Origin of the sequence: Rhodococcus sp. ARC_M6 (assembly GCF_022810305.1) — a bacterium.
Classification (GTDB): domain Bacteria; phylum Actinomycetota; class Actinomycetes; order Mycobacteriales; family Mycobacteriaceae; genus Rhodococcus_F.
In genome coordinates this window covers 41,456-63,398 of record NZ_JALGQH010000022.1, presented here as the reverse complement: position 1 = coordinate 63,398, position 21,943 = coordinate 41,456, and the positions used below count along the sequence as shown (strand labels likewise).

Sequence of the window (21,943 nt, the reverse complement as noted above, 5' to 3'; positions counted from 1 at the left end):
CGCTGCCTACCGGGTCTCGTGGAGATTGCTCAGGATCCGGCGCGGATCCATTCTTCGAGATGCGGCGCCTCGGTGCCGATGGTGGTGCCGTCGCCGTGGCCGGTGTGAACCTTGGTCTCGGCGGGGAGCGCAAACAATCTGTCCCGGATCGATCCGATGATGGTCGGAAAATCGGAGTACGAGCGTCCGGTTGCTCCGGGACCACCGGAGAACAGGGTGTCACCACTGAACAGTTCGCCGGCTTCCGGTAGGTAGAGGCACGTCGACCCCGGCGAGTGGCCTGGCGTGTGCAAGGCAAGAATATCCGTGCCCGCCACTACAATTCGCTGATCGTCTTCCAGGCTCAGGTGCTTGACACCGGGATGCGTCATCTCCCAGAGGACGTCGTCAGCCGGGTTCAGGTAGATCGGGGCGTCGAGCTTCTCGGACAGCTCAGGGGCAACCGTGACGTGATCATTGTGTCCGTGAGTGCACACGATGCCGACAACCTTGCGACCGGCGACAGCGTCGATGATGGGCTGCGCGGTGTGCGCGGCGTCGACGATGACCACCTCGTTGTCGTCACCGATCAGCCAGATGTTGTTGTCCACCTCCCACGTTCCGCCGTCGAGGCTGAATGAACCGGAAGTGATGACACGATCTACACGCAAGGTCACAGGACCACCACCGAGCGGAGGACCTCGCCGCGGTGCATCGTCTCGAAGGCCTTCTCGACCTCGTCGAGCTTGATGCGTTCACTGACGAACTTCTCGAGCGGCAGACGCCCCTGCTGGTACAGGTCGACCAGGAACGGGAAGTCGCGCTCGGGCAGGCAGTCTCCGTACCAGGACGACTTCAATGATCCGCCACGCGAGAAGAAGTCGATGAGCGGCATCTCGAGCTTCATATCTGGCGTCGGAACACCCACCAGCACTACGGTTCCCGCGAGGTCACGTGCGTAGAAGGCCTGCTTCCAGGTCTCGGGTCGTCCCACGGCGTCGATGACGACGTCAGCGCCGAAACCGCCGGTCAGTTCCTGAACGGCCTCGACGACGTCGTCGACCTCGGTTGCATTGATCGTGTGGGTGGCACCAAGTTCCAGGGCCCACTCCAGCTTTCGCGGATCGCGGTCGATCGCGATGATCGTTCCGGCGCCGGCCAGGCGTGAACCCATGACGGCGGCGTCGCCGACACCACCACAGCCGATCACTGCCACCGAGTCTCCGCGGCTGACATTGCCGGTATTCATGGCGGCACCCATACCGGCCATGACGCCGCAGCCGAGGAGACCGACCACTGCGGGATCGGCGGAGGCGTCCACCTTGGTGCACTGGCCTTCGTGGACGAGGGTCTTGTCGGCGAAGGCCCCGATACCCAGGGCCGGCGTCAGTTCGGTGCCGTCTTCGAGGGTCATCTTCTGCTCGGCGTTGAACGTGTCGAAGCAGTACTGCGGGCGTCCACGCTTACACGCACGGCACTGTCCGCACACCGCGCGCCAGTTGAGAACAACGAAGTCGCCGACCTCGACGTGGGTGACATCGGCGCCGACGCTCTCGACGATTCCCGACGCCTCGTGTCCGAGAAGGAACGGGTATTCGTCGTTGATTCCGCCGTCACGGTACGTCAGGTCGGTGTGGCACACGCCGCACGCTGCGATGGCAACAACCACCTCGTTTGCACCGGGATCGGGAATCGTGATGAGAACGATCTCGACGGGGGCACCCTTGGATCGGGCGATGACGCCGCGTACCTGCTGTGGCATGGCTCTTAGCTCCTGGCTCGATGAATAAAACGCACTATGAGATTAGCCCGAATATCCGAACCGGAACCCTGGCCGAACTAACTGATCGACCTAGCCTAAATACCAAACTACCGCTCATGGCGCATACGCGATGGCAGCACCGAGAACACGAATACCCACTCGATCACCGGCCGCCAGTTCGCTCGTTCCGAATCTGCGAACCGTCACACGCTCAGCGAGGTCGCCGTCGACATGGATCCCGACCAGTGCCTCCGAGCCCAGATACTCGACATCGACGACGGTCCCCGACATTGCCGTCACGTCGGTCGTCACTTCGATCTGCTCCGGCCGCAGCATGATGCGCGCAGCGCCGCTGATTCCGGCGGAGTTCGGCGATACCGCGATGGAACCGAGCGCACAGGTTGCGGTCGATCCTCTCACTACCGCCGGCAGAACGACGGCGTCGCCGATGAATTCTGCGGTCGGAACGTCGACAGGAACGTCGTAAATTTCACGCGGTGAACCGAGTTGGGCCAGACTGCCGGCGCGCATCACGGCAACATGGTCGGCGAAGGACAACGCCTCGGATTGATCGTGCGTGACCAGGATTGTCGTGATGCCAGCTTTCGCCAAAACCTCGGCCACGATCCGACGGGTGGTTACGCGCAGTCCGGCGTCGAGGGCGGAGAACGGCTCGTCGAGCAACATCAGTTCGGGCTCACGAGCAAGTGCACGCGCCAACGCAACTCGCTGCTGTTGCCCGCCGGACAATTGGTCGGGACGACGCGATGCATAGGACTCGTCCAGCGAGACCATCTCGAGCAGCTCCGCGATCCGCGACTTTGTCCGGGCCCGCCGAGGCAATCCGAAACCTACGTTGGCCGCGACGTTCGCATGGGGGAACAGTGCACCGTCCTGAGCCACGTACCCGACTGTTCGCCGGTGTGCGGGCACCCATCCGGTGCCGGCGACGGCGCGCCCGTTCAGCGCAATACTGCCCTGGTCCGGCTTCTCGAAACCGGCGATGATCCGGAGCAGTGTCGTCTTGCCACAACCCGAAGGCCCGACGATGGCGGTCGTGGATCCGGATTCGACGGCAAAGCTGATACCGCGCAACACCTTCGTCGTTCCGAACGACTTGTCGATCCCGGCAACTTCGAGTGCGTATGTCATAGACCGGCAACCTTTTTGGACTGAGTGAAGAGCAGATACGTCATCGGTAGAGACAGCACGATCATCATGAGCGCGTACGGAGCGGCGGCGGCATAGTCAATTTCGCTGCTCAGCGACCAGAATCGCATGGACAGCGTGCGAGTTCCCGTGGGCGCGAGCAGCAGAGTGGCGGTCAACTCGTTCACGATTCCGAGAAAGACCAATGCGCCACCCGCTGCTGTCGCGGGAGCAGCGAGACGCAGTGTGACGCGGAAGAATGCCGAGAACGGTGAAATGCCCAGGGACTGAGCCGCTTCTTCGAGTCCCGTCGGTGCCTGCGAGAGCCCGACTCTCAGATTCACCAGCGCACGCGGCAGGAACAACAGGCAATAGGCGGCGATGACCACGCCCACGGTCTGATAGAGCGGATGCACGTATCTGATGGTGACCGTCACCAAGGCCAAGGCGACGACAATGCCGGGCAAGGAACTCGAAATGTACGTTGCGCCTTCGAGGAAGCGGCTGAAGCGCCCCCGATGACGAATCGAGATCCAGGCGATCGGGAACGCGAGCACACACGTAACCACAGCGCCGGCAAGCCCGAAGCCCAGAGTCTGACCGAGCGCCGACGCCAGTTCGTCGAACTTCCACACGTCGCGCCCGCCGAGAACGGTCCACCGCAGAACACTCGCAACCGGAACGCCCACGGACAGAATGATCGTCGCGGCAAGGAAGACGAGCGCGATTGGCTGGTACCGCCAACCCAGATCAGCCGGCGTCATACGCCTGGCCGAACCGGAACCGATTCGCGCATATCGCGCGCTACCCCGGACGACGGATTCGATCACCAGGAGAGTCAGGCAGAACAGCACCAAAACGCCGGCGAGCATCGTCGCGGCGGCTCCGTTGAACGTCGATTGGTACTGCTCGAAAATCGCAGTGGTGAAGGTGTCGAACCGGATGAACACGAAGGCGCCGTACTCGGAGAGCAAATGCAGCGAAACCAACAGCGCACCACCGGAGATAGCAAGCCGTAGCTGCGGAACGACTACACGGAAGAACACGCCCCACGGACCGAGTCCGAGCGCGCGGGCAGATTCCTCCACGGCGGGATCCAACCGTCGCAAGGTCGCCGCGACGGGAATGTAGACCAGAGGAAAGTAGGACAGCGTCGCGATCAGCACACCGCCGTGCAGTCCCCCGAGCGACGGAATGGCCGTCACCCAGGAGTAGCTGTTGACAAACGCCGGAATGGCAAGTGGGGCAGCAAGAAGAACAGCCCAGATCTTGGCCCCGAAGACGCGGGTGCGCTCCACCAACCAGGCGGCGACAACACCGACGATCACGCACAGGGGCACGGTGACAACCACCAATTGCACCGTATTGACCAGCAATTCGAGCACCCGCGGCCGGAACAGCAACGCCGAAGCGGTATCCCAGCCTGTATCGATACTCTGCGCGATCACGTAGCCCAGTGGAACGAACGAAACCGCAACCACCACAATGGCGGTTACGGCCAGGAGAAACGAGGGTCGGTTCCGACGTGCGGTCGGGCGAGCCTGTGCTCGCTCCGACCGCACGCGGTCCTTCAATCCGAGATTCAGAGCAGACCAGCTTCGGTCATCAGCTGCGTCACCTGCGGGCTGTTCAACTTCGCCGGATCGATCTTCGGCGCCTGCAGATCTGCCAGGGGAACCAGCTTCGCGTTGGCCGGAACATCGCTGCCGACCGTGTACTCGAACGACGTACCGTTCTGGAGAACTTCCTGGCCGGACTTGCCGGTGACGAACTTCAGGAACTGCTGCGCTGCATCCTGCTTCGAGCTGGACTTCAGAACACCGCCGCCGGAGACACTGACGAATGCGCCCGGATCTTCGTTCTTGAAGTAGTGCAGTGTGACGTTCTTGCTGTTCTCACCGGTCTTGGCCTGATCGCCGAACCAGTAGTAGTGGTAGATCACGCCGCCGGGGATCTCACCCGCGTTGACGGCCTTCATGACCGTGCCGTTGCCCTTGTACGTGCGGACGTTGTCCTTCATGCCCGCGAGCCATGCCTTGGTTGCGTCCTCACCCTTGAGCTCGAGGAGGGCACTGACGATCGCCTGGAAGTCTGCTCCCGAAGGCGAAGCCGCCCAGCGGTCCTTCCATTCCGGGTTCTGCAAGTCCAGGAGCGACTTGGGCAGCTGATCTTCGGTCAGCATGTCCTTGTTGTAGGCAAAGACGGTGGAGCGTGCAGCGATGCCGGTCCACTTGCCACTCGACGGGCGGTACTCGCTGGGAACCTGCGCGATGGTGTCAGCCTTCACGTCGGTGAAGAGGCCGGCGTTCTCGACGAGGGTCATCGCGGGCGAGTTCTCCGTGAGGAAAACATCAGCCGGCGACTTGTCACCTTCGGCAACCAACTGATTGCCGAGCTCGGTGTCACTGCCCTGACGCATCTCGACCTTGATGCCGGTTTCCTTGGTGAAGGCGTCGGCCCACTCCTTGGTCAGCGACTCATGCTGAGCGTTGTAGACCGTGATCGACTCGGGAGCACCCGCTTCACTGGTTTCCGTCGTCTTGTCCGAATCCGAACTCGAGCACGCGGCAACTGCCAAGACTGCAGCCGTAGCCAACGCAATCCCTGAAATCCGTCCGAATCGCTTGCGCATATCCATCCGTCCTGTAGTGGCCGGGACCACTCCCGGCTGCCTTCGTCGGGTGATGCTACCCCTAGGGTTGGCATACCTAAGACAGGGTGTAGGTAAACGAGATTTGCATTTAACCTGGTCAGATGTTCAATGTGCCGGCTTGATGCCAGCTTCAGTACCCACGGCAGCGGCAGCGCCACGGCTCTCGACGCCTAACTTTTTCAGCACTCCGGCAACGTGAAATTTGACCGTGCTCTCACTGACACCGAGCCGTTCGGAGATCGCCTTGTTACGGCGCCCCGCGACCAGATGCTCGAGCACTTCGAATTCGCGCGGCGCCAACTCCGCGAGTGTGTGGTCCACCGGAAGCGCCAGGTGTACGTCGAGCGGAAGGGAAGCACTGATTCGACTACCCCAACCAGGCGTCGATTCGGAATCGATCCGTCCTCCCAACGTTTCTACCCGAGAACGTAATTGACGCTCGATATCAGCGACATCCGCTTCACCTCCCCCGTCGTCGCGAATATCGAGCAGCAGCGCAGAACTGTCCACACTCCATGCCACACGAATCCTGGACAGCGTGTGCTGGTCGGCCAATGCGAGCACCGCACCCCGCACCACTGCCCGCGCACCGTGGGCGACTTCACCGGGAAGGCCGCGGCCGTCGACGGGCGGTTCCACCATTTCCAATTCGATCTCGCGGTGTTTGATCAGTGACCGCAACTCCCCTCGCATCCGCGCAAACGCCGTGGTGATGGCTTCTTCTGCCAGTTCACGGTGAACGTCGACGGCTGACCGCAACCCGATCAACGCCGACGAGGTTGTCTCACGAGCAGACGTTCGCGCCCGAGTGTCGTCGAGATCATCCGAGCGCAACGTGGCAAGAACGGTTTCCAGCGTCGCAGCATGGATTTCCGTCATCTCGGCAACCGTGCGTGCGCGTTCCGACGACGCTGCTCTCGACTCCGCCAGATACGCCGGACTGGCGTTGCGGACCTGCAATTGAATGCCTGTCGCCACAACGCCGAACAGCGCCGCCACGACCGCGAGCGATGCGTTCCGGGCGGCCGCAGCACGCGGTGTCAGCACGAGCAGCGTATCGGTCCGATCAAGAATCGCGAATACCTCCCGCTCACGACCTGCAACCGTCATGACGCCCCGAAAGATCTGTCCCACAGCCAGACTGCTGCGAATGTGATCGAGTTCAGCGATGGTAACCCGATCGACGACGGCCGGATCGCCAGCCACTTTGCGCGGCCTACCGGTGCATTCGCGGGTGAATATCACGAGCGACGAGTGTGGTGCCGTATCAGCTATCAGCGCCGAAAACCGGTTCCCGATCTCGGGTAGCGGACCGACCAAGACGTCGCGTAGAGCCGAGATCAGTTGAGGTGCGTTGTCGACGGTGCTCACCGGTCAACGATAGCGACGCACTCTATTACTACAGCGTCGTCCTCATCAGCATCACGTTGTAGTCGGACCAGGTAGTCGCAAGAAAGTACAGATCATGACCCTGCGACCACGGATGCATGTACGCACCGTACAGACCCGGGACGGCGCCCGATCCGATCACGACGTCGGATGCACTCCACGGTCCGGTCAACTGATCCGCTGTTCGCAACACCAGCGAGCCTGATGCATCGGAGTACATGGCAACGAATTTGCCCAGATAGTTGTTGTACTGCACCGACAGTTCACTCACATCACCATCGAGAACGGGCACAGCAACGTCGGGATTGTTTGGTACCCAATCCTTTCCGTCCCAATACTCGTAGGCTGCCGCGTCGACAATCGCTTCTTCCTTCACCCGCGAAAGTCTCGCTTCGGAGAAACGACCCGGCGGCGTCCCGAAGTTGTAGACGTACCCACCGTCTTTGACGAAGGACCCCATCTGAAAATTGGCGTTGCCCGTCAACGGCAGATTTGGACGCGCCGACGACGGTTCGACCTGCCACGTCTCACCGTTGTCGTGCGAAGACGCGATCTGCGAGAAGTTGGTGGCCCATTCTCCTGATCCGCCCCATGCCCGCACAGACATGTAGTTGACGTACTGCACTCCGTTCACCGAAATGCCCGTCGTGGGAATGCTGCTGGTCTCGACGCCGGTGACCTTGAGGCTTCCGATGATCTCGCGTGAGTGATTTGGCCGGTCTGTAGGCGAGGAATCGATATTCATACCGTCGGACAGATTGCCGTCGCCACTGCGGAACAGGACATTGCTGCGCCAGTCCCCCACAACTCCGCTACAGAGGAGATCCGACCCGATGCCGACTGTGTCGCCGAATACCGTCAGCACCTGACCGGCACCGTTGTCCCACATGATCCCGAGATCCGTGCCCAGGACATTGAACCGTTCGACGGTCTGGTTGGGGCTGAGCGCGCCGGTGATGTACTCGACCGCCGAGGTACGACCCTGCAGTTCGGGAAGATTTCCGTTGGTCCCGTTGAGCCAGGGAATCGGGTTGGTGGGCCCACCAGACTTTTCGAGGCTTCCGGTGACATTGCAGTCCCACGGAGACGCTTGCGCGTGCGTCGCACCGAGTAGTGCAGTGGACGCGACTACACAGGCAACCGCTGTCGCCGACAACTTCACCATTGATGTCAATCCATTCTCCGAACCGTCCGCGTCGACATATCTACGAGTTTCGTTGCATGGCAACATAAATAGATGAACGGACCCGCAACGGATCACGTTCATCTAATGTGTATTTTTCTCGGAGTTCCCTACTTCGGGTCACCTCAAACCAAGGAATACCTCGTGCGCACCAGACGCTCCCTCCGCTTTCGGACCTCCAGTACAGTTACGCGCACCATGATCGTCGCGGCGTTTGCTGCAACCGCCTTGACTGCATGCTCCGGAGAAAGCGCGGACACCAAGCCCACATCGACAACGGCAGCGCCGACGACAACCAGCGCACTGGTCACCACGACAACAGCTGCCCCGGTCGCGACAACGACCGCTGTCTCGCCTGTTGCGCCTCCTCCCGTCGCACCCCCGGTCGTGACACCTGCCGCAGCGCCCGCGACGATGCCTGACGTCATGTGCATGAATCTCCAAGATGCGCAGGACACCATCCAGGCCGCCGGCGTCTTCTTCTCCCGGAGCGCAGATGCGACGGGCGCAGGCCGACGCCAGGTGGTCGATTCGAACTGGATCGTCGTCGATCAGACGCCGTCAGCGGGTAGCCCGTTCGGGGAAATCGAAGCAGTGTTGTCCGCAGTCAAGATCGACGAACCGAGCCCGTGCTGATCCAGCTCGCCATCCGATAGAAAGCAGAAAGGCTCGGCCATGGACAAGTACGACTGCAAGAAGGCGCACAAGGAGCTTTACGCACCGACCACCAAGGCCTTCGTTTTTGTCGATGTGCCCGAGCTGACCTACATCGCAGTCGACGGGCACGGCAACCCGAACACATCGCCCGAGCATGCCGCCGCCATCGAGGCTTTGTACGCCGTGGCTTACACGGTCAAGTTCACCAGCAAGAAGGCACAGAATCGCGACTACGTGGTCGCACCACTCGAAGGCCTGTGGCGGGCCTCCGATCTGGGCGCCTTCGTCGCCGGCAACAAGGATGATTGGGGCTGGACGATGATGATCGCGCAGCCGGAGTGGATCACCGGGGCCGACATCGAGCAAGCCCGCGTGACGGTGGCCGGCAAGAAGGATCTCCCGGCTCTCGATCTACTGCGTCCGGTCACATTCACCGAAGGCCGCAGCGTCCAGATCCTGCATATCGGCCCCTATGACGACGAAGCCCCCACTCTCGCCCGGCTACACACCGAGTTCATGCCCGAGCACGGACTGACCTTCAACGGCGATCACCACGAGATCTACTTGAGTGACGCCCGCAAGAGCGTTCCGGCCAAGCTCCGAACCATCCTCCGCCAACCCGTTTGCTCCGCTTAGCCAACTACGCCACGACTCAGAGTTACAGATTGCCCGTCATTGCCACACCAATTGACCGAAAACGGTCACACTGATGACCATCTCTTTGTACTGTGACACAGCTGGACATACGTCCAACCTTTGCCGTGGCGTCAACCGCACTTGCGCTCCGGTCAAACGACAGGAGCCTAGACAGTGTCACCATCCGGTTCCGACGTCTCTACGCGTCGAACGCACCTCATTCGCACAATCCTCGCCATCCTCGTAATTGCGCCTCTCTCGATGGCTGCGTTCTACATGTGGGCGCTGTGGAACCCCGGCGACACCGTGAACCAATTGCCGGTCGCGATCGTCAACGCCGACGCCGGCACCGATCTCGACGGAACTCGCCTCGAAGCCGGAACCGAAGTGGTCTCCGGACTGGTCGACAGCGGTGACGTCGCGTGGAAAGTTGTGACGGCCCAGGAGGCGAAGGACGGTGTCGACGACGGCAGCTTCTACTTCTCCGTGGTGATCCCCGAGAGCTTCAGCGCCGATGTCGCGAGTGCTGCCACCGGGTCGGGCCGCAAGGCTCAGCTCCAGGTGGTCTACAACGACTACAACAGCCTCGTAGCAACGCCTGTCGGCGAAAGCGTCATCGCGCAGGTGCGTTCAGCCGTCTCCGAGTCGATCGGCGAGCAGTCCATCGACCAGGTCCTCATCGGCCTCGGCGATCTGGGCGCCGGATTCGGAGAAGCTGCAGCCGGCGCGAAACAGCTTTCCGACGGAACCGGCCAGGCATTGGCCGGCACCACGCAACTCCACGACGGCAGCAAGGAACTGGCGACAGGCCTCGGTGAGGCGAACCAGGGTGGGAAGGAACTCGCAGCGGGCACCGGAGAACTTGCTGCCGGGGCAGACGAGGCAGCCGCCGGGGCACAGGAACTGAATGCCGGCATGAAGCAGTTGGTCGCCGGAACAGATGAGCTCGGCGCCGGCGCCGGCCAGATCAGCGAAGTGGTCGACATGGTGACCACCCCGATCCTCGACCTCGTCGGCTCGTCCGGACAGATAGTCGGCCAGATCGATTCATTGATCACTTCACTACGCCTTGCGGGCGATCCCGTCTCCGCCGGACTCGTCGACGCACTGTCCGGCTTGCGTGCCACGCTGACAGCGCAGCCGGCAGAAGACGACATCGTCAGCCAACTCGGCCAACTGCGTGACGGTGCCCGAGAAATCACGAACCAACTCACCGATCCGAAGAGCGACTACCGCGGCGGATTGAATGCAGCAGCAGCCGGCGTCGGCGAATTGAGTAGTGGTCTCGGCGAGCTTTCCACCGGTGCACATCAACTCGATTCCGGCGCGAACGAACTATCTTCCGGCCTCGGCCAGCTGGCAGCCGGCAGCATCGAACTCCGCGATGGACTGGGCGAGTTGTCCACCGGCGTCGGTGAGTTGGACGCCGGTAGCAACGAACTGGCGCAGGGACTCACCGATGGCGCTGCCCAGGTTCCGCAGTTCACCGAAGAGGAACGTTCCACCACCGCCAACCTGCTCTCGGCACCCGTCTCCGTCGACGCTCAGAACAACTACCCTGCCGCCGGCTTCGGACCGGGCGCAGTACCCGCCGTCATGTCTGTGATCCTGTTCCTCTGCGGAATCCTGACCTGGTTCATCGTTCGCCCGCGCCGAGGCCGCTCGGAGCAAGTACACAGCTCCGTCGTCCGAGAAGGTCTGCGCCGGTACCGCGTTCCGGCTCTCGTCACTTTGGTGACAGCACTCGTTCTGTCGGTAGTGTCGCTGACCGTCGCGAATGTGGACCCGCCGAGCGTCGTCGCAATGATCGCCGTCATGATTCTCGTGGGTGCCGCAGCAGTGGCATTGGGACGACTGTTCACTGTCGTATTCGGCGCGATCAACGGCACTTTCATCGCCCTGGGCGCCTTGATGATTCAGATCTTCGCCTTCGGCGCCGTGTACCCGATCGAACAGATGCCGGCGCCGCTGCAGTGGTTGCACGCCCTGATGCCACTGACCTGGGCGCGCAACGCAATGCGCATGGTTCTGGTCGGTTACTACGGACCGAAATTCTGGCTGGCAGTAGCCGGTCTGTTCCTTCTGGTGGTCGGAGCTGTTGCCTTCACCATCTGGTGGCGTCGCCGTCAGGAACCCACTCCCGACGACAACGCTCCCATCACGGAGGAGATCGTGTATCTCCAGCCGACACACAGCTGAGTCAGATCAGCGGGTTCCGCTCACTCCGCCGTCGAGCGGAATCACCGCGCCGGTGAGATAAGCACCGGCGCGGGAGGACAGGAAGATCGCCAGCCCGGCAGCATCTTCCGGCGAACCCACACGCCCGAGCGGAACCGATGCGGCCACGGCTTTAGCACTCTCCTCGTCTTCGAGAAGGAAGGCCATCATCTTCGACGGAAAAGGTCCCGGAGCAATCGCATTGACCGTGATCTTTTCCGCTGCAAGCGTTGCCGCCAACTTCCGGGTCAACATGTGCACGGCAGCTTTACTCGCACCATAAGAGAAGTTCTCGGAGCCGGACACCACCAGTCCGTCGATCGAACCGATATTGATCACGCGCGCCGGATCCTCGGTTGTTGCCGCAGCACGTAACTGCGGCAACAACTTCTGCGTCAGCAAGAAGATCGCTTTGACGTTGAGATCGAAGATCTTGTCGAACCCGGCGGCCGGAAAATCGTCGACCGGAGCGCCCCAGGTCGCGCCGGCATTATTGACCAGCACGTCGAGCGTCGGCGATACCTCGGCGACCTTCGCCGCCAAACTTGCGACGCCTTCGTCGGTCGACAAATCGGCCGGATGTGAAATGCAGGTGCCGAACTCCGAGAGTTCCTGCGCCGCCTTGTCACATGCCTCTGCCTTGCGCGCGGAGATGATGACTGTCGCGCCGCCCTCGACAAATCCGCGAGCGATCATGTAGCCGATTCCGCGTGATCCACCGGTCACCACGACAGTCTTGCCACTGACGTCGAACAGTCCGTCCAACAAGCTCATCTGATCAAACCTTTCAAACCTAGTGCTGTGCGCCTTTATTAACCGCGGGCGGGTAATAAAGGCGCACAGCAGGAGTCAGGGAACAAACACCACGCGGCCGACGGTTGTGCCGTCCCCGAGTCGACCGACACCCTCGGCAACGTCGGACAACGGCAACCGCTCGCCGATCAACGGTTTGATCAATCCGGCATCCGCAAGCCTGGTGAGCTCGACATGGCAATCGTCGATAGCCTGCTGGTTGTACGCCTTGTAGAGGCCCCAGTGCAGACCGATGATCGAATAGTTCTTGATCAGAGCATGATTGAGAGCCGGTTGCGGAATGGTGCCGCCCGCGAAACCGATGATCACGATGCGCCCCTCGAAAGCGATGCACTTGGTCGACTTCGCGTAGGCGTCTCCGCCGACCGGATCGAACACCACGTCGGCGCCCTTACCGCCGGTGAATTCTTTCACCGCTGCGACAAAATCCTCGCTGTGCCGGTCGACAACCAAATCCGCACCCAGCTTGCGTGCGTACTCCACCTTGTCCGGTCCACCGACAACACCGATCACCTTGGCGCCGGCTGCTTTACCGATCTGGACGGCAGCACTTCCCACACCACCGGCTGCGGCATGCACCAAGAGAGTCTCACCTTCGAGTAACTGCGTACGACGGTGCAGCGCGAACCACGCCGTTTGGTAGCCGACGGTGAGAGCAGACGCTTCGGCGTCATCCAGCGCGGCCGGCGCCGGGTACGTGTTGGTTTCGTCCAGAATCGAGAACTCGGCAAAACCGCCATCCGGCAGACTCGGGTTGCCGATCACTCGATCACCGACCGAGAATTTGGTGACGGATTCTCCGACCGAGACAACTTCACCACACATCTCGACGCCGGGCGTGAATGGCAGGGGCGGCTTGATCTGGTACTCGCCGCGGCACATCAGCACATCGGGGAAGTTGGCCGGTACGGCAAGGAGTTTCACCAACAACTCGGTGGACTTCGGCGTCGGATCTGCCACTTCTTCAAGCTTCAGTACATCTCGGGGTTCACCGAGTTCGTTGATGCGCCAAGCCTTCACAGGAATTCTCCACTCAGATAGTAATTGTGCGTTTCAGGAAACAGGAAGGTCGACGAGTTCACCCAGCCGCGCCCGATGCTGATACGCCGTACCCAGCGTCAGTTGATCACTCTTGGCGCGCTTGAGGTACAGGTGCGCCGGGTACTCCCACGTCATTCCGATTCCTCCGTGGAGCTGCACACATTCTTCGGCAGCGTGAACAGCGACGTCACTGCAGAATGCCTGAGCGAGTGTTGCGGCAACCGCCGAATCCTCGTCACTACGGGCGTAAGTGTCTGCGGCATAGCGCGCGGCCGCACCGGCGGAGCTGACTTCGAGCCACAAGTCCGCCAGACGGTGCTTGATCGCCTGATACGAGCCGATCGCTCGACCGAACTGCTTGCGCTCCTTCACATAGGCGAGCGTGGTCTCCAAGCACCACTGAGCAACCGCGAACTGCTCCGACGCAAGTAGCGCGCTTCCAACGATCAACGCTTCTTCCACAGCGCCAACAGCGTTCCCGCCATCCACCCGCACCGACGACGCTCCGGAAAACTCGACGTCGGCCAGCCGGCGAGTCATGTCCAAGGACAACACCGACGTCACTTTCGCATCAGCGATACGCACGGTATGCAATTCGAGACCGCCGCCGCCGGATACCGGAACAACAAGAACGTCGGCCTCGGCAACACCGGCAACCGTGGTGACACGGCCGACGAGACCTGAATCCGTTGCCCTGACCGAGGCGACAAAAGTACCGGGCGCCGTCGACAGTGGGATCACCAACGCGGCAGTCGACTCACCGGAAGCCAAGCGCCCGAGTACTTCTCGCTCACCGACTGTCAACAGTGCCGTCGTTGCCAGCACTGCGCTGGTGAAGAACGGAACGGGAGCGACAGCGCGGCCGATCTCCTCCATCACCACCGCAGCCTCACGGGTGGACGCACCTGCTCCCCCGAACTCCTCGGGTATCAGCAATCCCGCCAACCCGAGTTCCGATGCAAGCGATTTCCACAAACCGGTGAAGTCTGCCGGCACCTCGTCGTACGCGGTCATCACAGTCTCGGCTGCGGCGCGTTCGCTCAGCAAGCGTCGAACACTGGCCCGCAGGTCTTGTTCGGTCTCGGTGTACAGCAGATCGGCGCTCATCGGGGTAGGTCCTTCCAGGCGATGTCCTTGTCGACGCGATGCTCGGGCGGCAACCCGAGGACTCGCTCTGCGATGACGTTGCGAAGGATCTCCGACGTCCCGCCTTCGATCGAATTACCCTTGGCTCGAAGGTAGCGGTAGCCCGGTTCACGTCCGGTGAAGTCCACGGAATCCGGTCGCCGGAGCGTCCAGTCGTCGTAACGCAATCCGGCTTCACCGTGCAGTTCGAGATCGAAGCCCGAAATCTGCTGGGCGAGACCGGCAAACGCAAGTTTCATGCCGGAGCCCTCCGGTCCGGGCTGCCCGGCTGCAAGTTGCTGGCCGAGCCGTACCCCGGTCAGACGGGCAACTTCGGATTCGGTCCAGAGCCGCATCAACTCGTCGTGCATCGCCGGGTTACGCAGCTGCGACTCCTCTCGCCAAGCCTGCGCAACCTTGCCGATCATTCCGCCTTCACGCGGAGCGCCGGATCCGATGGCCACACGCTCGTTGTTCAACGTCGTGGTAGCGACCTTCCAACCCTGCCCCTCTGCGCCGAGGCGATTGGCATCCGGAATGCGTACGTCCGTGAGGAATACCTCGTTGAACTCGGCCTCACCGGTGATCTGACGTAGTGGACGGACGTCGACGCCGGGATCAGTCATATCGCAGATGAAGTAGCTCAGCCCGGCATGTTTGGAACGCTCCGGATCGGTCCGGGCCACCAGAATTGCCAACTGCGCGTTCTGAGCGCCCGACGTCCAGACCTTCTGCCCGTTCACAATCCAGTCGTCGCCGTCGCGTACCGCGCGCGTAGCCACTGCGGCCAGATCCGAACCGGCACCCGGCTCGCTGAACAGTTGGCAGTAAACCGTCTCCGAAGTCCACAAGGGGCGCAGGAACTTCCGCTTCTGCTCCTCCGTGCCGAATGCGGAAATGGTGGGCGCTGCCATGCCCAGTCCGATGCCGTTCTTGCCCACATCCGGCCCCGGCGCACCCGCTGCCGCCAATTGAGCGTTAACCCGGTGCTGGAAGCTCTGCGGCACACCGAGACCCCCCTGACCTTCGGCGAAATGGACCCACGCCAATCCGGCGTCGAATCGTGCGCCGAGGAACTTCGATACTGACGTCTTCGCCGGATCATGATCGGCAAGAAGCGTGTTCACCTTTTCGGCAAGATCACGCGATACTGCATCTTCATCGAAAGCCATGCAAACTCCTACAGTTCGAGCGATGGGGGGGTGAAGCTCAGTCCTTGGGCCCACCGGCAACGTAGACAACCTGGCCGGAGACAAATCCTGCGCCCTCACTGACAAAGAAGGACGCAGTGTGAGCGATATCCTCGGGCTGGCCGACGCGGTTGACCGGAATCTGTGAAGCGGCAGCTGTTTTGAAATCCTCAAAGCCGACGCCCATGCGCTCCGCCGTTGCCGCAGTCATCTCGGTTTCGATAAATCCGGGAGCAATCGAATTGGCCGTGACGCCGAACTTGCCCAATTCGAAGGCCAAAGTTTTGGTGAATCCCTGCATGCCCGCCTTCGCTGCCGAGTAGTTGACCTGACCCCGGTTACCCAGTGCCGACGTGCTCGAGAGATTCACGATACGGCCGAACTTGGCTTCCACCATGTACTTCTGCACAGCGCGCGACATCAAGAACGCGCCGCGAAGGTGAACATTGATGACGGAATCCCACTCGGCAACGGTCATCTTGAAGAGCAGATTGTCCCGAGTGATACCGGCGTTGTTGATCAATACAGTGGGCGAACCGAGTTCAGTTGCGATCCTTTCGACCGCGGCGGCCACCGATGCTTCATCGGATACATCGGCTCCGACGGCCAGCGCTTCACCGCCCGCAGCCTTGATCGCGTCAACCGTGCCCGCGCACGCTGCTTCGTCGAGATCGAGTACTGCAACGGCAAACCCGTCTGCCGATAGACGCTTTGCCACTGCCGCACCGATACCACGAGCTGAACCCGTGACGATCGCCGTTCTGCGTTCCTGACTCACTTGTCCTCCAAATACATTGTGGTGAAACCGGCGATCTCGTCAGATTCCGGCTTGATCTGCAACTTCTCTGGCCTTGGCAATCAGAGCATCGATACGTTCAACAGTGGGTGTACCACTTTCGGCCGCATTCTGTGGCTCATCGCGCGCGCGACGCATCACGCCCTCGGCGATCACCGCAACCTTCCACAGCCCCAACGTATGCCAGAACTTCAGTGCCGCAGGATCCCGACCGGTGGCATCGAGATAGACCTGCGACATCTCGTCTCTCGACGGGAATCCCGGGAGCGACGACGCCGGGAAATCTCCGCCAGTATCTTCGCCGGCCGCCGGCCAGTACGCAAGCAAACTTCCGACATCGGCGAGCGGATCACCGAGTGTGCATAGTTCCCAGTCGAGGGCGGCAACCACAGAGCCGTCGTCAACTGATGTGATCACATTGCGCAGGTGAAAGTCGCCATGCACCAACGTGGTTTCGGTGTGTTGCGGCTGCGCGGCGATCAAGCGCCTGGTCAAGTCATCGAGATCCGGGCACTCCCGAGTCTTCGACTGTTCCCACTGCCCGCCCCACCGCTTCAATTGCCTGGCCGCATAGGGCTTGTGGCTGGCCAAATCGTCCAAGCCCGCAGCCTGCAGGTCGACGGCATGAATTTTGGCCAAAGTCTGGGCAAGCGAGATGCCGATTGCCCCGCGCCTCTCGGGCGACAACGCTTCTGCCAAGGGCATTCGGTCCACTACCGCGCCCTCGACAAATTCCATGAGCAGCAAAGGAACTTCGGTAACTGCCGGGTCTTCCGTCAACCCGAAAACTTGGGGCGACGGCACCTCCGTGGATTCCAATGCGGACAGGATCCGAGCTTCGCGTGCCACATCGTGCGCGGACGCCAGAAGGTGACCGAGAGGTGGGCGTCGTAGCACCCACTTCCCGCCGCCCTGATCCTGAACGAGATAGGTGAGATTGGACTGTCCCAGACCAATGCGATCAAAAGTCAGCGGGCCGCTGACGTCGATTCCCAATCCCGATATCCACTGGGTGACAGCTCCGGGATCCAACCCCACTACTTCGACACTAGCCACCGAGAGATGCTCCTTGCCTGAACGGCTTTGCATCACCGAGCAACTGACCACCGTCGATAGTCATGATCTCACCGGTAATCCACCCCGCTGCGTCGGAAACCAAGAACGCGATAGCGGAGGCGACATCGTCCGGCTCGCCGATGCGGCCCAACGCTGTCGACGCTGATACTGCTTCTTCGTGTTCCTTCCACAGCGCCTCGGCCAGCTTAGTGCGCACGACTCCCGGAGCAACCGCGTTGACCCGGATCTTCGGAGACAGTTCGAGAGCAAGCTGTTTGGTGATGTGGATGAGAGCAGCCTTCGACGCGTTGTACGTACCGATACCGGCCTCGAATGCCATGCCGCCGATGGACGCCGTATTGACCACGACGCCACCGTGTTCACTCATCCATGCTCGCGCAGCAAGGCCTGTCCACAGGACCGGAGCCCACACGTTGACGTCGAAGGTCTTGGCGAAGCGCGAGTGATCCTGATCGATGATCGGTCCGAACGACGGATTGGTGCCCGCGTTGTTCACGAGGATGTCGAGACTTCCGAAACGTTCGATGGTCAACTCGACGCACCGGCGCGCTGCATCCTCATCCGTCACGTGTGCACCGACTCCAATCGCGTTGCCAGCGATCTGAGCCGCTGCCGTATCGGCGGATTCCTTTGAGCGCGAAGTTAATACAACGTTTCCGCCGGCCGCGGCAATCGCCTGCGCTGTCGCAAGACCGATGCCCCGCGAGGCACCGGTGACAATCGCCGTCTTACCCGTGAGATCCAGCCCTGACATCTCAGTTCGCCTTGACATCGCGGTACTTGCGCAGTTCCTGCTTGGCGATAGCGCGCTTATGCACCTCGTCCGGACCGTCGGCCAGACGAAGCGTGCGCATGTGCGCGTAGGCCATTGCAAGCGGGAAATCGTCGGTAACGCCGGCGCCGCCGTGGACCTGGATGGCGCGGTCAATGATCTTGAGGGCGATGTTCGGCGCCGCAACCTTGATAGCTGCGATTTCGGTACGCGCTTCCTTGTTGCCCACCGTGTCCATCATGTATGCGGCCTTGAGCGTGAGCAACCGGACCATCTCGATCTCGATACGCGCCTCGGCAATCCAGTCCTGAATATTGGCGTTGTCGCTGACGGGCCTGCCGAACGTGATGCGAGTGGATGCGCGCTTGCACATGAGTTCCAGTGCGCGCTCGGCCATTCCGATGGCTCGCATGCAATGGTGAATGCGACCGGGTCCGAGACGTGCCTGGCTGATGGCAAAGCCTTCGCCTTCGCCGGCGAGGATGTCCTTGGCGGGTACGCGTACGTCCTCGAAGGTGATCTCGCCGTGTCCTTCGCGGTCCTGATATCCGAAGACCGGCAGGTTACGGAGGATGGTGACACCGGGCGCGTCGATCGGAACCACCATCATGGACTGCTGGCGGTGCGTCGCAGCATTGACGTCGGTCTTACCCATCACGATGAGAACCTTGCAGTTCTGATGCAATGCGTTGGAGGCAAACCACTTACGTCCGTTAAGGACGTACTCGTCACCGTCACGATCCATGCGGAGTTGAATATTGGTAGCGTCCGAACTTGCCACCTCGGGCTCGGTCATCGCAAACGCCGAGCGGATTTCACCGTCGAGCAGGGGCTTGAGGTACTTCTCTTTGTGCTCGTCCGTGCCGAAGAGAGTGAGCACCTCCATGTTGCCGGTATCAGGGGCAGCGCAGTTGGTAGCTTCGGACGCAAGGTGGCTGCGGCCCATGATCTCTGCGAGCGGCGCATACTCCAGGTTGGTCAGGCCGGGACCCCATTCCGGATGGGGATGGAAGAGGTTCCACAGCCCACGCGCCTTGGCTTCCTTCTTCAGCTCGTCGATGATCGGCGGCTGGAAATGGGGATTGCCGGCGGCGCGCATCTGCTCTTCGTAGACGGCCTCAGCTGGGTAGACGTGCTTGTCCATGAAATCGTTCAACTCGGCCTGATACTTCTTGGTGCGATCCGAAAACTCGAAGAATGACATGCGGACTCCTGATAGCGAGGGAAAAGGGAAATTTACGAAGCTGAATGCCGTGGGCTCATCGGCTTCCTGCAAGCAACGACGCTTGGTAGCGGCGCATTCCGCGCAGCCAGCGGTCGTAATCTGCACCTTTCTGTCGGTACATGTCCAGAACCTTCGGGTGCGGAAGAATAAGAAAGTGCTCGGCATCTACTGCAGCAAGCACAATTTCGGCACACTGATCGGGCTCGATGACCTCCCCGGCGGCAAGAACTGCACCGGTCGCGGCTTCGCCCAGCGGATCACCGGAGTCCTTGCCCTCGTAGAGAAGTTTGGTATTGACTCCCATCGGACAGAGGCAGCTGACTCGGACGCCCTTGTCTCCGTAGGTCATCGATAGCCACTCGGCAAAACCGACTGCGGCATGCTTGGTAACGGAGTACACCGCCGAACCGACCTGGGTGAGAAGGCCGGCGGCAGAGGCGGTGCTGACAAAATAGCCCTCTCCACGCTCAACCCAACCGGGCACGAGCAAACGAGCGGCCCGAATGTGAGCCCGAACGTTGATGTCGAAGGCAATGTCCCAGCCGTCTTCGTCGACATCGAGGCCAAGTCCACCGGTAATGCCGGCATTCGCGAAGTACAGATCTACGGGGCCGAACGACTCTTCGGCGAGCGCAATCAAACCCTCGATCACGCCGGCGTCGGATACATCGCCCGAGGAGGCAACAGCTGATCCCGGATACGCCGCATTGACCTCGTCGGCAACAGCAGCGGCCGCATCAGCGTTGAGATCGGCAACAACGACGCTGGCACCCTCTGCTGCCAGCTTCCGGGCGAGCGCACCCCCGATTCCCCCGCCGCCACCGGTGACTATTGCAACCTTCTGGGCAACCTTCACGTTCGATTCCTCTCGCTTGCATTCACCGGAAGTTCCTATCAGTGATCCACGTCTCTCCTCATGTATAGTTGAATCCGGCGTCAACTTCAACCAAGGTTGCCTAGCCTCCCGCTGAACGCGCCGAATTCGGCACCGCGAACTGCGAGTAAAGGAAAATCGATGACCTCACGTGAACTACCGGTCCGCCCGTCCACGTTCGCCGAACTCGAGGCACTGATCGGGCAGGAACTGGGCCCAACCGAGTGGTACGACATCACCCAGGATCGCGTCGACGCCTTCGCGGAGGTAACCAACGATCACCAGTGGATTCATGTCGACCCGGAGCGGGCAAAATCCAGCCCACTGGGTACGACCATCGCGCACGGACTGTTCAGCCTTTCGCTCGGACCGCAATTCTCGTACCAACTCTTGGCCTTCGACGGGTTCGCGCACGGCCTCAACTACGGATACAACAAGGTCCGCTTTCCGGCGCCGGTACCCGCGGGATCTCGACTCCGGATGCGCGCGACGGTGGTCGCTGTCGAGCAACTGTCAGGCGGAATTCAGCTGACCATGAACCAGGTAGTCGAATGCGAAGGCTCGGACAAGCCTGTCGCCGTTGCAGAGTCGGTTGCTCGAGTCGTCGAGAAGGCCTGATCGCGGAATCAACCGTGATCAGAAAACCTGAGCGCGTTTGCCCATAGTTTTGTGACGGTGACAACGACGTCTTCGAAATCCAAGGATCGCCCGCCCACCAGACCCTCTCCCAACGTGAAAACGCTGTAAGCAAACCGGCTCACCATGCCGGACAACGCTATCGACGACGTCAGTGGATCCAGCGATGCATCAGCAATGCCACGTTTCTGCAGATCGGCGATACCCCGGGCATTTCTCCTGATAAAGGCGTCGGCGCGTTCGTTGCGGATCCTACGAAACTCCGAGTCGATATGCGCGACCTGCTCCATGAGACCCATCAGCTTCGCATTACGCTGATACGCAGCAAGATACGCTCGATTGCTCGCCTCCAGAACCGCATACGGATCGTCCGTACCGGCAACCCGGCCCATCCCGGGATGCATCATCTCTTCACGTGCAACGTCGAGGACTGCCGCGAAGACCTCTTCTTTGTTGGCAAAATACGTATAGAAAGAGCCGGTGGCGCACCCGGCTCCCTTCGCAATGTCTATCAGGCGAGCATCGAGGTAGCCGGCGGTCTCGAAAACCTCACGTGCCGAGGCGATCAGAGCTGCGCGGGTCCTGGCGCCACGTTGCGTGCTGGGTGGATCGCGATGCAACGCCGGCGGAGCGAGCGGCAGCGCCGATATCCGAGAATCGTCATCAAACACAGTGCTCCCCTTTCTTGAAGTTCGCTGTCATCGAAGGACATTCACAACAAACTCAATGTTGACGCCGGATTCAAGCGTACCCTCTGGTGAGACCTATG

General features: G+C 61.2%; 22 protein-coding genes. 4 read left to right on the top strand and 18 right to left on the bottom strand.

Going from position 1 to position 21,943, the window contains the following annotated elements; translation table 11 throughout:
- Nucleotides 1-29: 29 nt before the first annotated feature.
- The 8 genes from MTX36_RS20710 to MTX36_RS20675 form a co-directional block, all read right to left on the bottom strand.
- Nucleotides 30-656: an MBL fold metallo-hydrolase gene (locus MTX36_RS20710; protein ID WP_243621557.1), complete on the bottom strand. Its 627-nt coding sequence runs from the start codon at nt 654-656 to the stop codon at nt 30-32.
- Complete coding sequence (locus MTX36_RS20705) at nt 653-1,741, bottom strand: S-(hydroxymethyl)mycothiol dehydrogenase (protein ID WP_243621556.1); 1,089 nt, start codon at nt 1,739-1,741, stop codon at nt 653-655. The genes MTX36_RS20710 and MTX36_RS20705 overlap by 4 nt, the downstream gene beginning before the upstream one ends.
- A gap of 114 nt (nt 1,742-1,855) precedes the next feature.
- The gene (locus MTX36_RS20700) at nt 1,856-2,893 is read right to left on the bottom strand and encodes an ABC transporter ATP-binding protein (protein WP_243621555.1); all 1,038 of its coding nucleotides are present in this window, start codon (nt 2,891-2,893) and stop codon (nt 1,856-1,858) included.
- A complete protein-coding gene (locus tag MTX36_RS20695) occupies nt 2,890-4,452 on the bottom strand; it encodes an iron ABC transporter permease (protein WP_243621554.1) in 1,563 nt (520 codons plus the stop codon). The genes MTX36_RS20700 and MTX36_RS20695 overlap by 4 nt, the downstream gene beginning before the upstream one ends.
- Before the next feature lie 20 nt (nt 4,453-4,472).
- Nucleotides 4,473-5,522 carry an iron ABC transporter substrate-binding protein gene (locus tag MTX36_RS20690; RefSeq protein ID WP_243621553.1) on the bottom strand — a complete coding sequence of 350 codons (1,050 nt, stop codon included), beginning with the start codon at nt 5,520-5,522 and terminating at the stop codon, nt 4,473-4,475.
- A gap of 126 nt (nt 5,523-5,648) precedes the next feature.
- Nucleotides 5,649-6,914 carry a response regulator transcription factor family protein gene (locus MTX36_RS20685; RefSeq protein WP_243621552.1) on the bottom strand — a complete coding sequence of 422 codons (1,266 nt, stop codon included), beginning with the start codon at nt 6,912-6,914 and terminating at the stop codon, nt 5,649-5,651.
- Nucleotides 6,915-6,942: 28 nt separating this feature from the next.
- Nucleotides 6,943-8,097, bottom strand: coding sequence for a DUF4185 domain-containing protein (locus tag MTX36_RS20680; RefSeq protein WP_374230511.1), 1,155 nt, complete (start codon nt 8,095-8,097; stop codon nt 6,943-6,945).
- A 143-nt stretch (nt 8,098-8,240) separates the two neighbouring features.
- The gene (locus tag MTX36_RS20675; protein WP_243621550.1) at nt 8,241-8,543 is read right to left on the bottom strand and encodes a hypothetical protein; all 303 of its coding nucleotides are present in this window, start codon (nt 8,541-8,543) and stop codon (nt 8,241-8,243) included.
- 4 nt (nt 8,544-8,547) lie between these two features.
- On the opposite strand from MTX36_RS20675, the gene MTX36_RS20670 reads away from it, so the two are divergent.
- From MTX36_RS20670 to MTX36_RS30285, 3 genes are all read left to right on the top strand, one after another.
- Nucleotides 8,548-8,751, top strand: a complete 204-nt coding sequence (locus tag MTX36_RS20670) for a calcium-binding protein (RefSeq protein ID WP_243621549.1) — start codon at nt 8,548-8,550, stop codon at nt 8,749-8,751.
- 39 nt (nt 8,752-8,790) lie between these two features.
- Entirely contained in the window at nt 8,791-9,408 is a 618-nt protein-coding gene (locus MTX36_RS20665; protein WP_243621548.1) for a GyrI-like domain-containing protein, read from the top strand.
- A gap of 174 nt (nt 9,409-9,582) precedes the next feature.
- Nucleotides 9,583-11,607: a YhgE/Pip domain-containing protein gene (locus MTX36_RS30285; protein ID WP_243621547.1), complete on the top strand. Its 2,025-nt coding sequence runs from the start codon at nt 9,583-9,585 to the stop codon at nt 11,605-11,607.
- 6 nt (nt 11,608-11,613) lie between these two features.
- Here the strand turns inward: MTX36_RS30285 and MTX36_RS20655 are convergent, their stop codons facing one another.
- From MTX36_RS20655 to MTX36_RS20615, 9 genes are all read right to left on the bottom strand, one after another.
- Nucleotides 11,614-12,399 (bottom strand): RhlG family 3-oxoacyl-ACP reductase, encoded by a 786-nt coding sequence (locus MTX36_RS20655; protein WP_243621546.1) that lies wholly within the window; start codon nt 12,397-12,399, stop codon nt 11,614-11,616.
- A 75-nt stretch (nt 12,400-12,474) separates the two neighbouring features.
- Complete coding sequence (locus MTX36_RS20650) at nt 12,475-13,458, bottom strand: NADPH:quinone oxidoreductase family protein (protein ID WP_243621545.1); 984 nt, start codon at nt 13,456-13,458, stop codon at nt 12,475-12,477.
- A 33-nt stretch (nt 13,459-13,491) separates the two neighbouring features.
- Entirely contained in the window at nt 13,492-14,586 is a 1,095-nt protein-coding gene (locus MTX36_RS20645) for an acyl-CoA dehydrogenase family protein (protein ID WP_243621544.1), read from the bottom strand.
- On the bottom strand, nt 14,583-15,776 hold the full coding sequence (locus MTX36_RS20640; protein WP_243621543.1) for an acyl-CoA dehydrogenase family protein: 1,194 nt from the start codon (nt 15,774-15,776) through the stop codon (nt 14,583-14,585). Before MTX36_RS20640 ends, MTX36_RS20645 begins: the two co-directional genes overlap by 4 nt.
- A gap of 37 nt (nt 15,777-15,813) precedes the next feature.
- Nucleotides 15,814-16,572, bottom strand: a complete 759-nt coding sequence (gene fabG, locus MTX36_RS20635; RefSeq protein WP_243621542.1) for a 3-oxoacyl-ACP reductase FabG — start codon at nt 16,570-16,572, stop codon at nt 15,814-15,816.
- A gap of 39 nt (nt 16,573-16,611) precedes the next feature.
- Nucleotides 16,612-17,679: a phosphotransferase family protein gene (locus tag MTX36_RS20630; protein WP_279394852.1), complete on the bottom strand. Its 1,068-nt coding sequence runs from the start codon at nt 17,677-17,679 to the stop codon at nt 16,612-16,614.
- Nucleotides 17,639-18,421 (bottom strand): SDR family oxidoreductase, encoded by a 783-nt coding sequence (locus tag MTX36_RS20625; protein WP_243621540.1) that lies wholly within the window; start codon nt 18,419-18,421, stop codon nt 17,639-17,641. Before MTX36_RS20625 ends, MTX36_RS20630 begins: the two co-directional genes overlap by 41 nt.
- Before the next feature lies 1 nt (nt 18,422).
- Nucleotides 18,423-19,643, bottom strand: a complete 1,221-nt coding sequence (locus MTX36_RS20620; protein ID WP_243621539.1) for an acyl-CoA dehydrogenase family protein — start codon at nt 19,641-19,643, stop codon at nt 18,423-18,425.
- 55 nt (nt 19,644-19,698) lie between these two features.
- Nucleotides 19,699-20,520, bottom strand: coding sequence for an SDR family oxidoreductase (locus MTX36_RS20615; protein ID WP_243621538.1), 822 nt, complete (start codon nt 20,518-20,520; stop codon nt 19,699-19,701).
- Nucleotides 20,521-20,679: 159 nt separating this feature from the next.
- Here MTX36_RS20615 and MTX36_RS20610 point away from each other — a divergent pair, with 159 nt between their 5' ends.
- Nucleotides 20,680-21,156 carry a MaoC family dehydratase gene (locus MTX36_RS20610; RefSeq protein ID WP_243621537.1) on the top strand — a complete coding sequence of 159 codons (477 nt, stop codon included), beginning with the start codon at nt 20,680-20,682 and terminating at the stop codon, nt 21,154-21,156.
- Nucleotides 21,157-21,164: 8 nt separating this feature from the next.
- On the opposite strand, the gene MTX36_RS20605 is transcribed toward MTX36_RS20610, so the two are convergent.
- Nucleotides 21,165-21,845: a TetR/AcrR family transcriptional regulator gene (locus tag MTX36_RS20605; RefSeq protein ID WP_243621536.1), complete on the bottom strand. Its 681-nt coding sequence runs from the start codon at nt 21,843-21,845 to the stop codon at nt 21,165-21,167.
- Between the last annotated feature and the right edge of the window lie 98 nt (nt 21,846-21,943).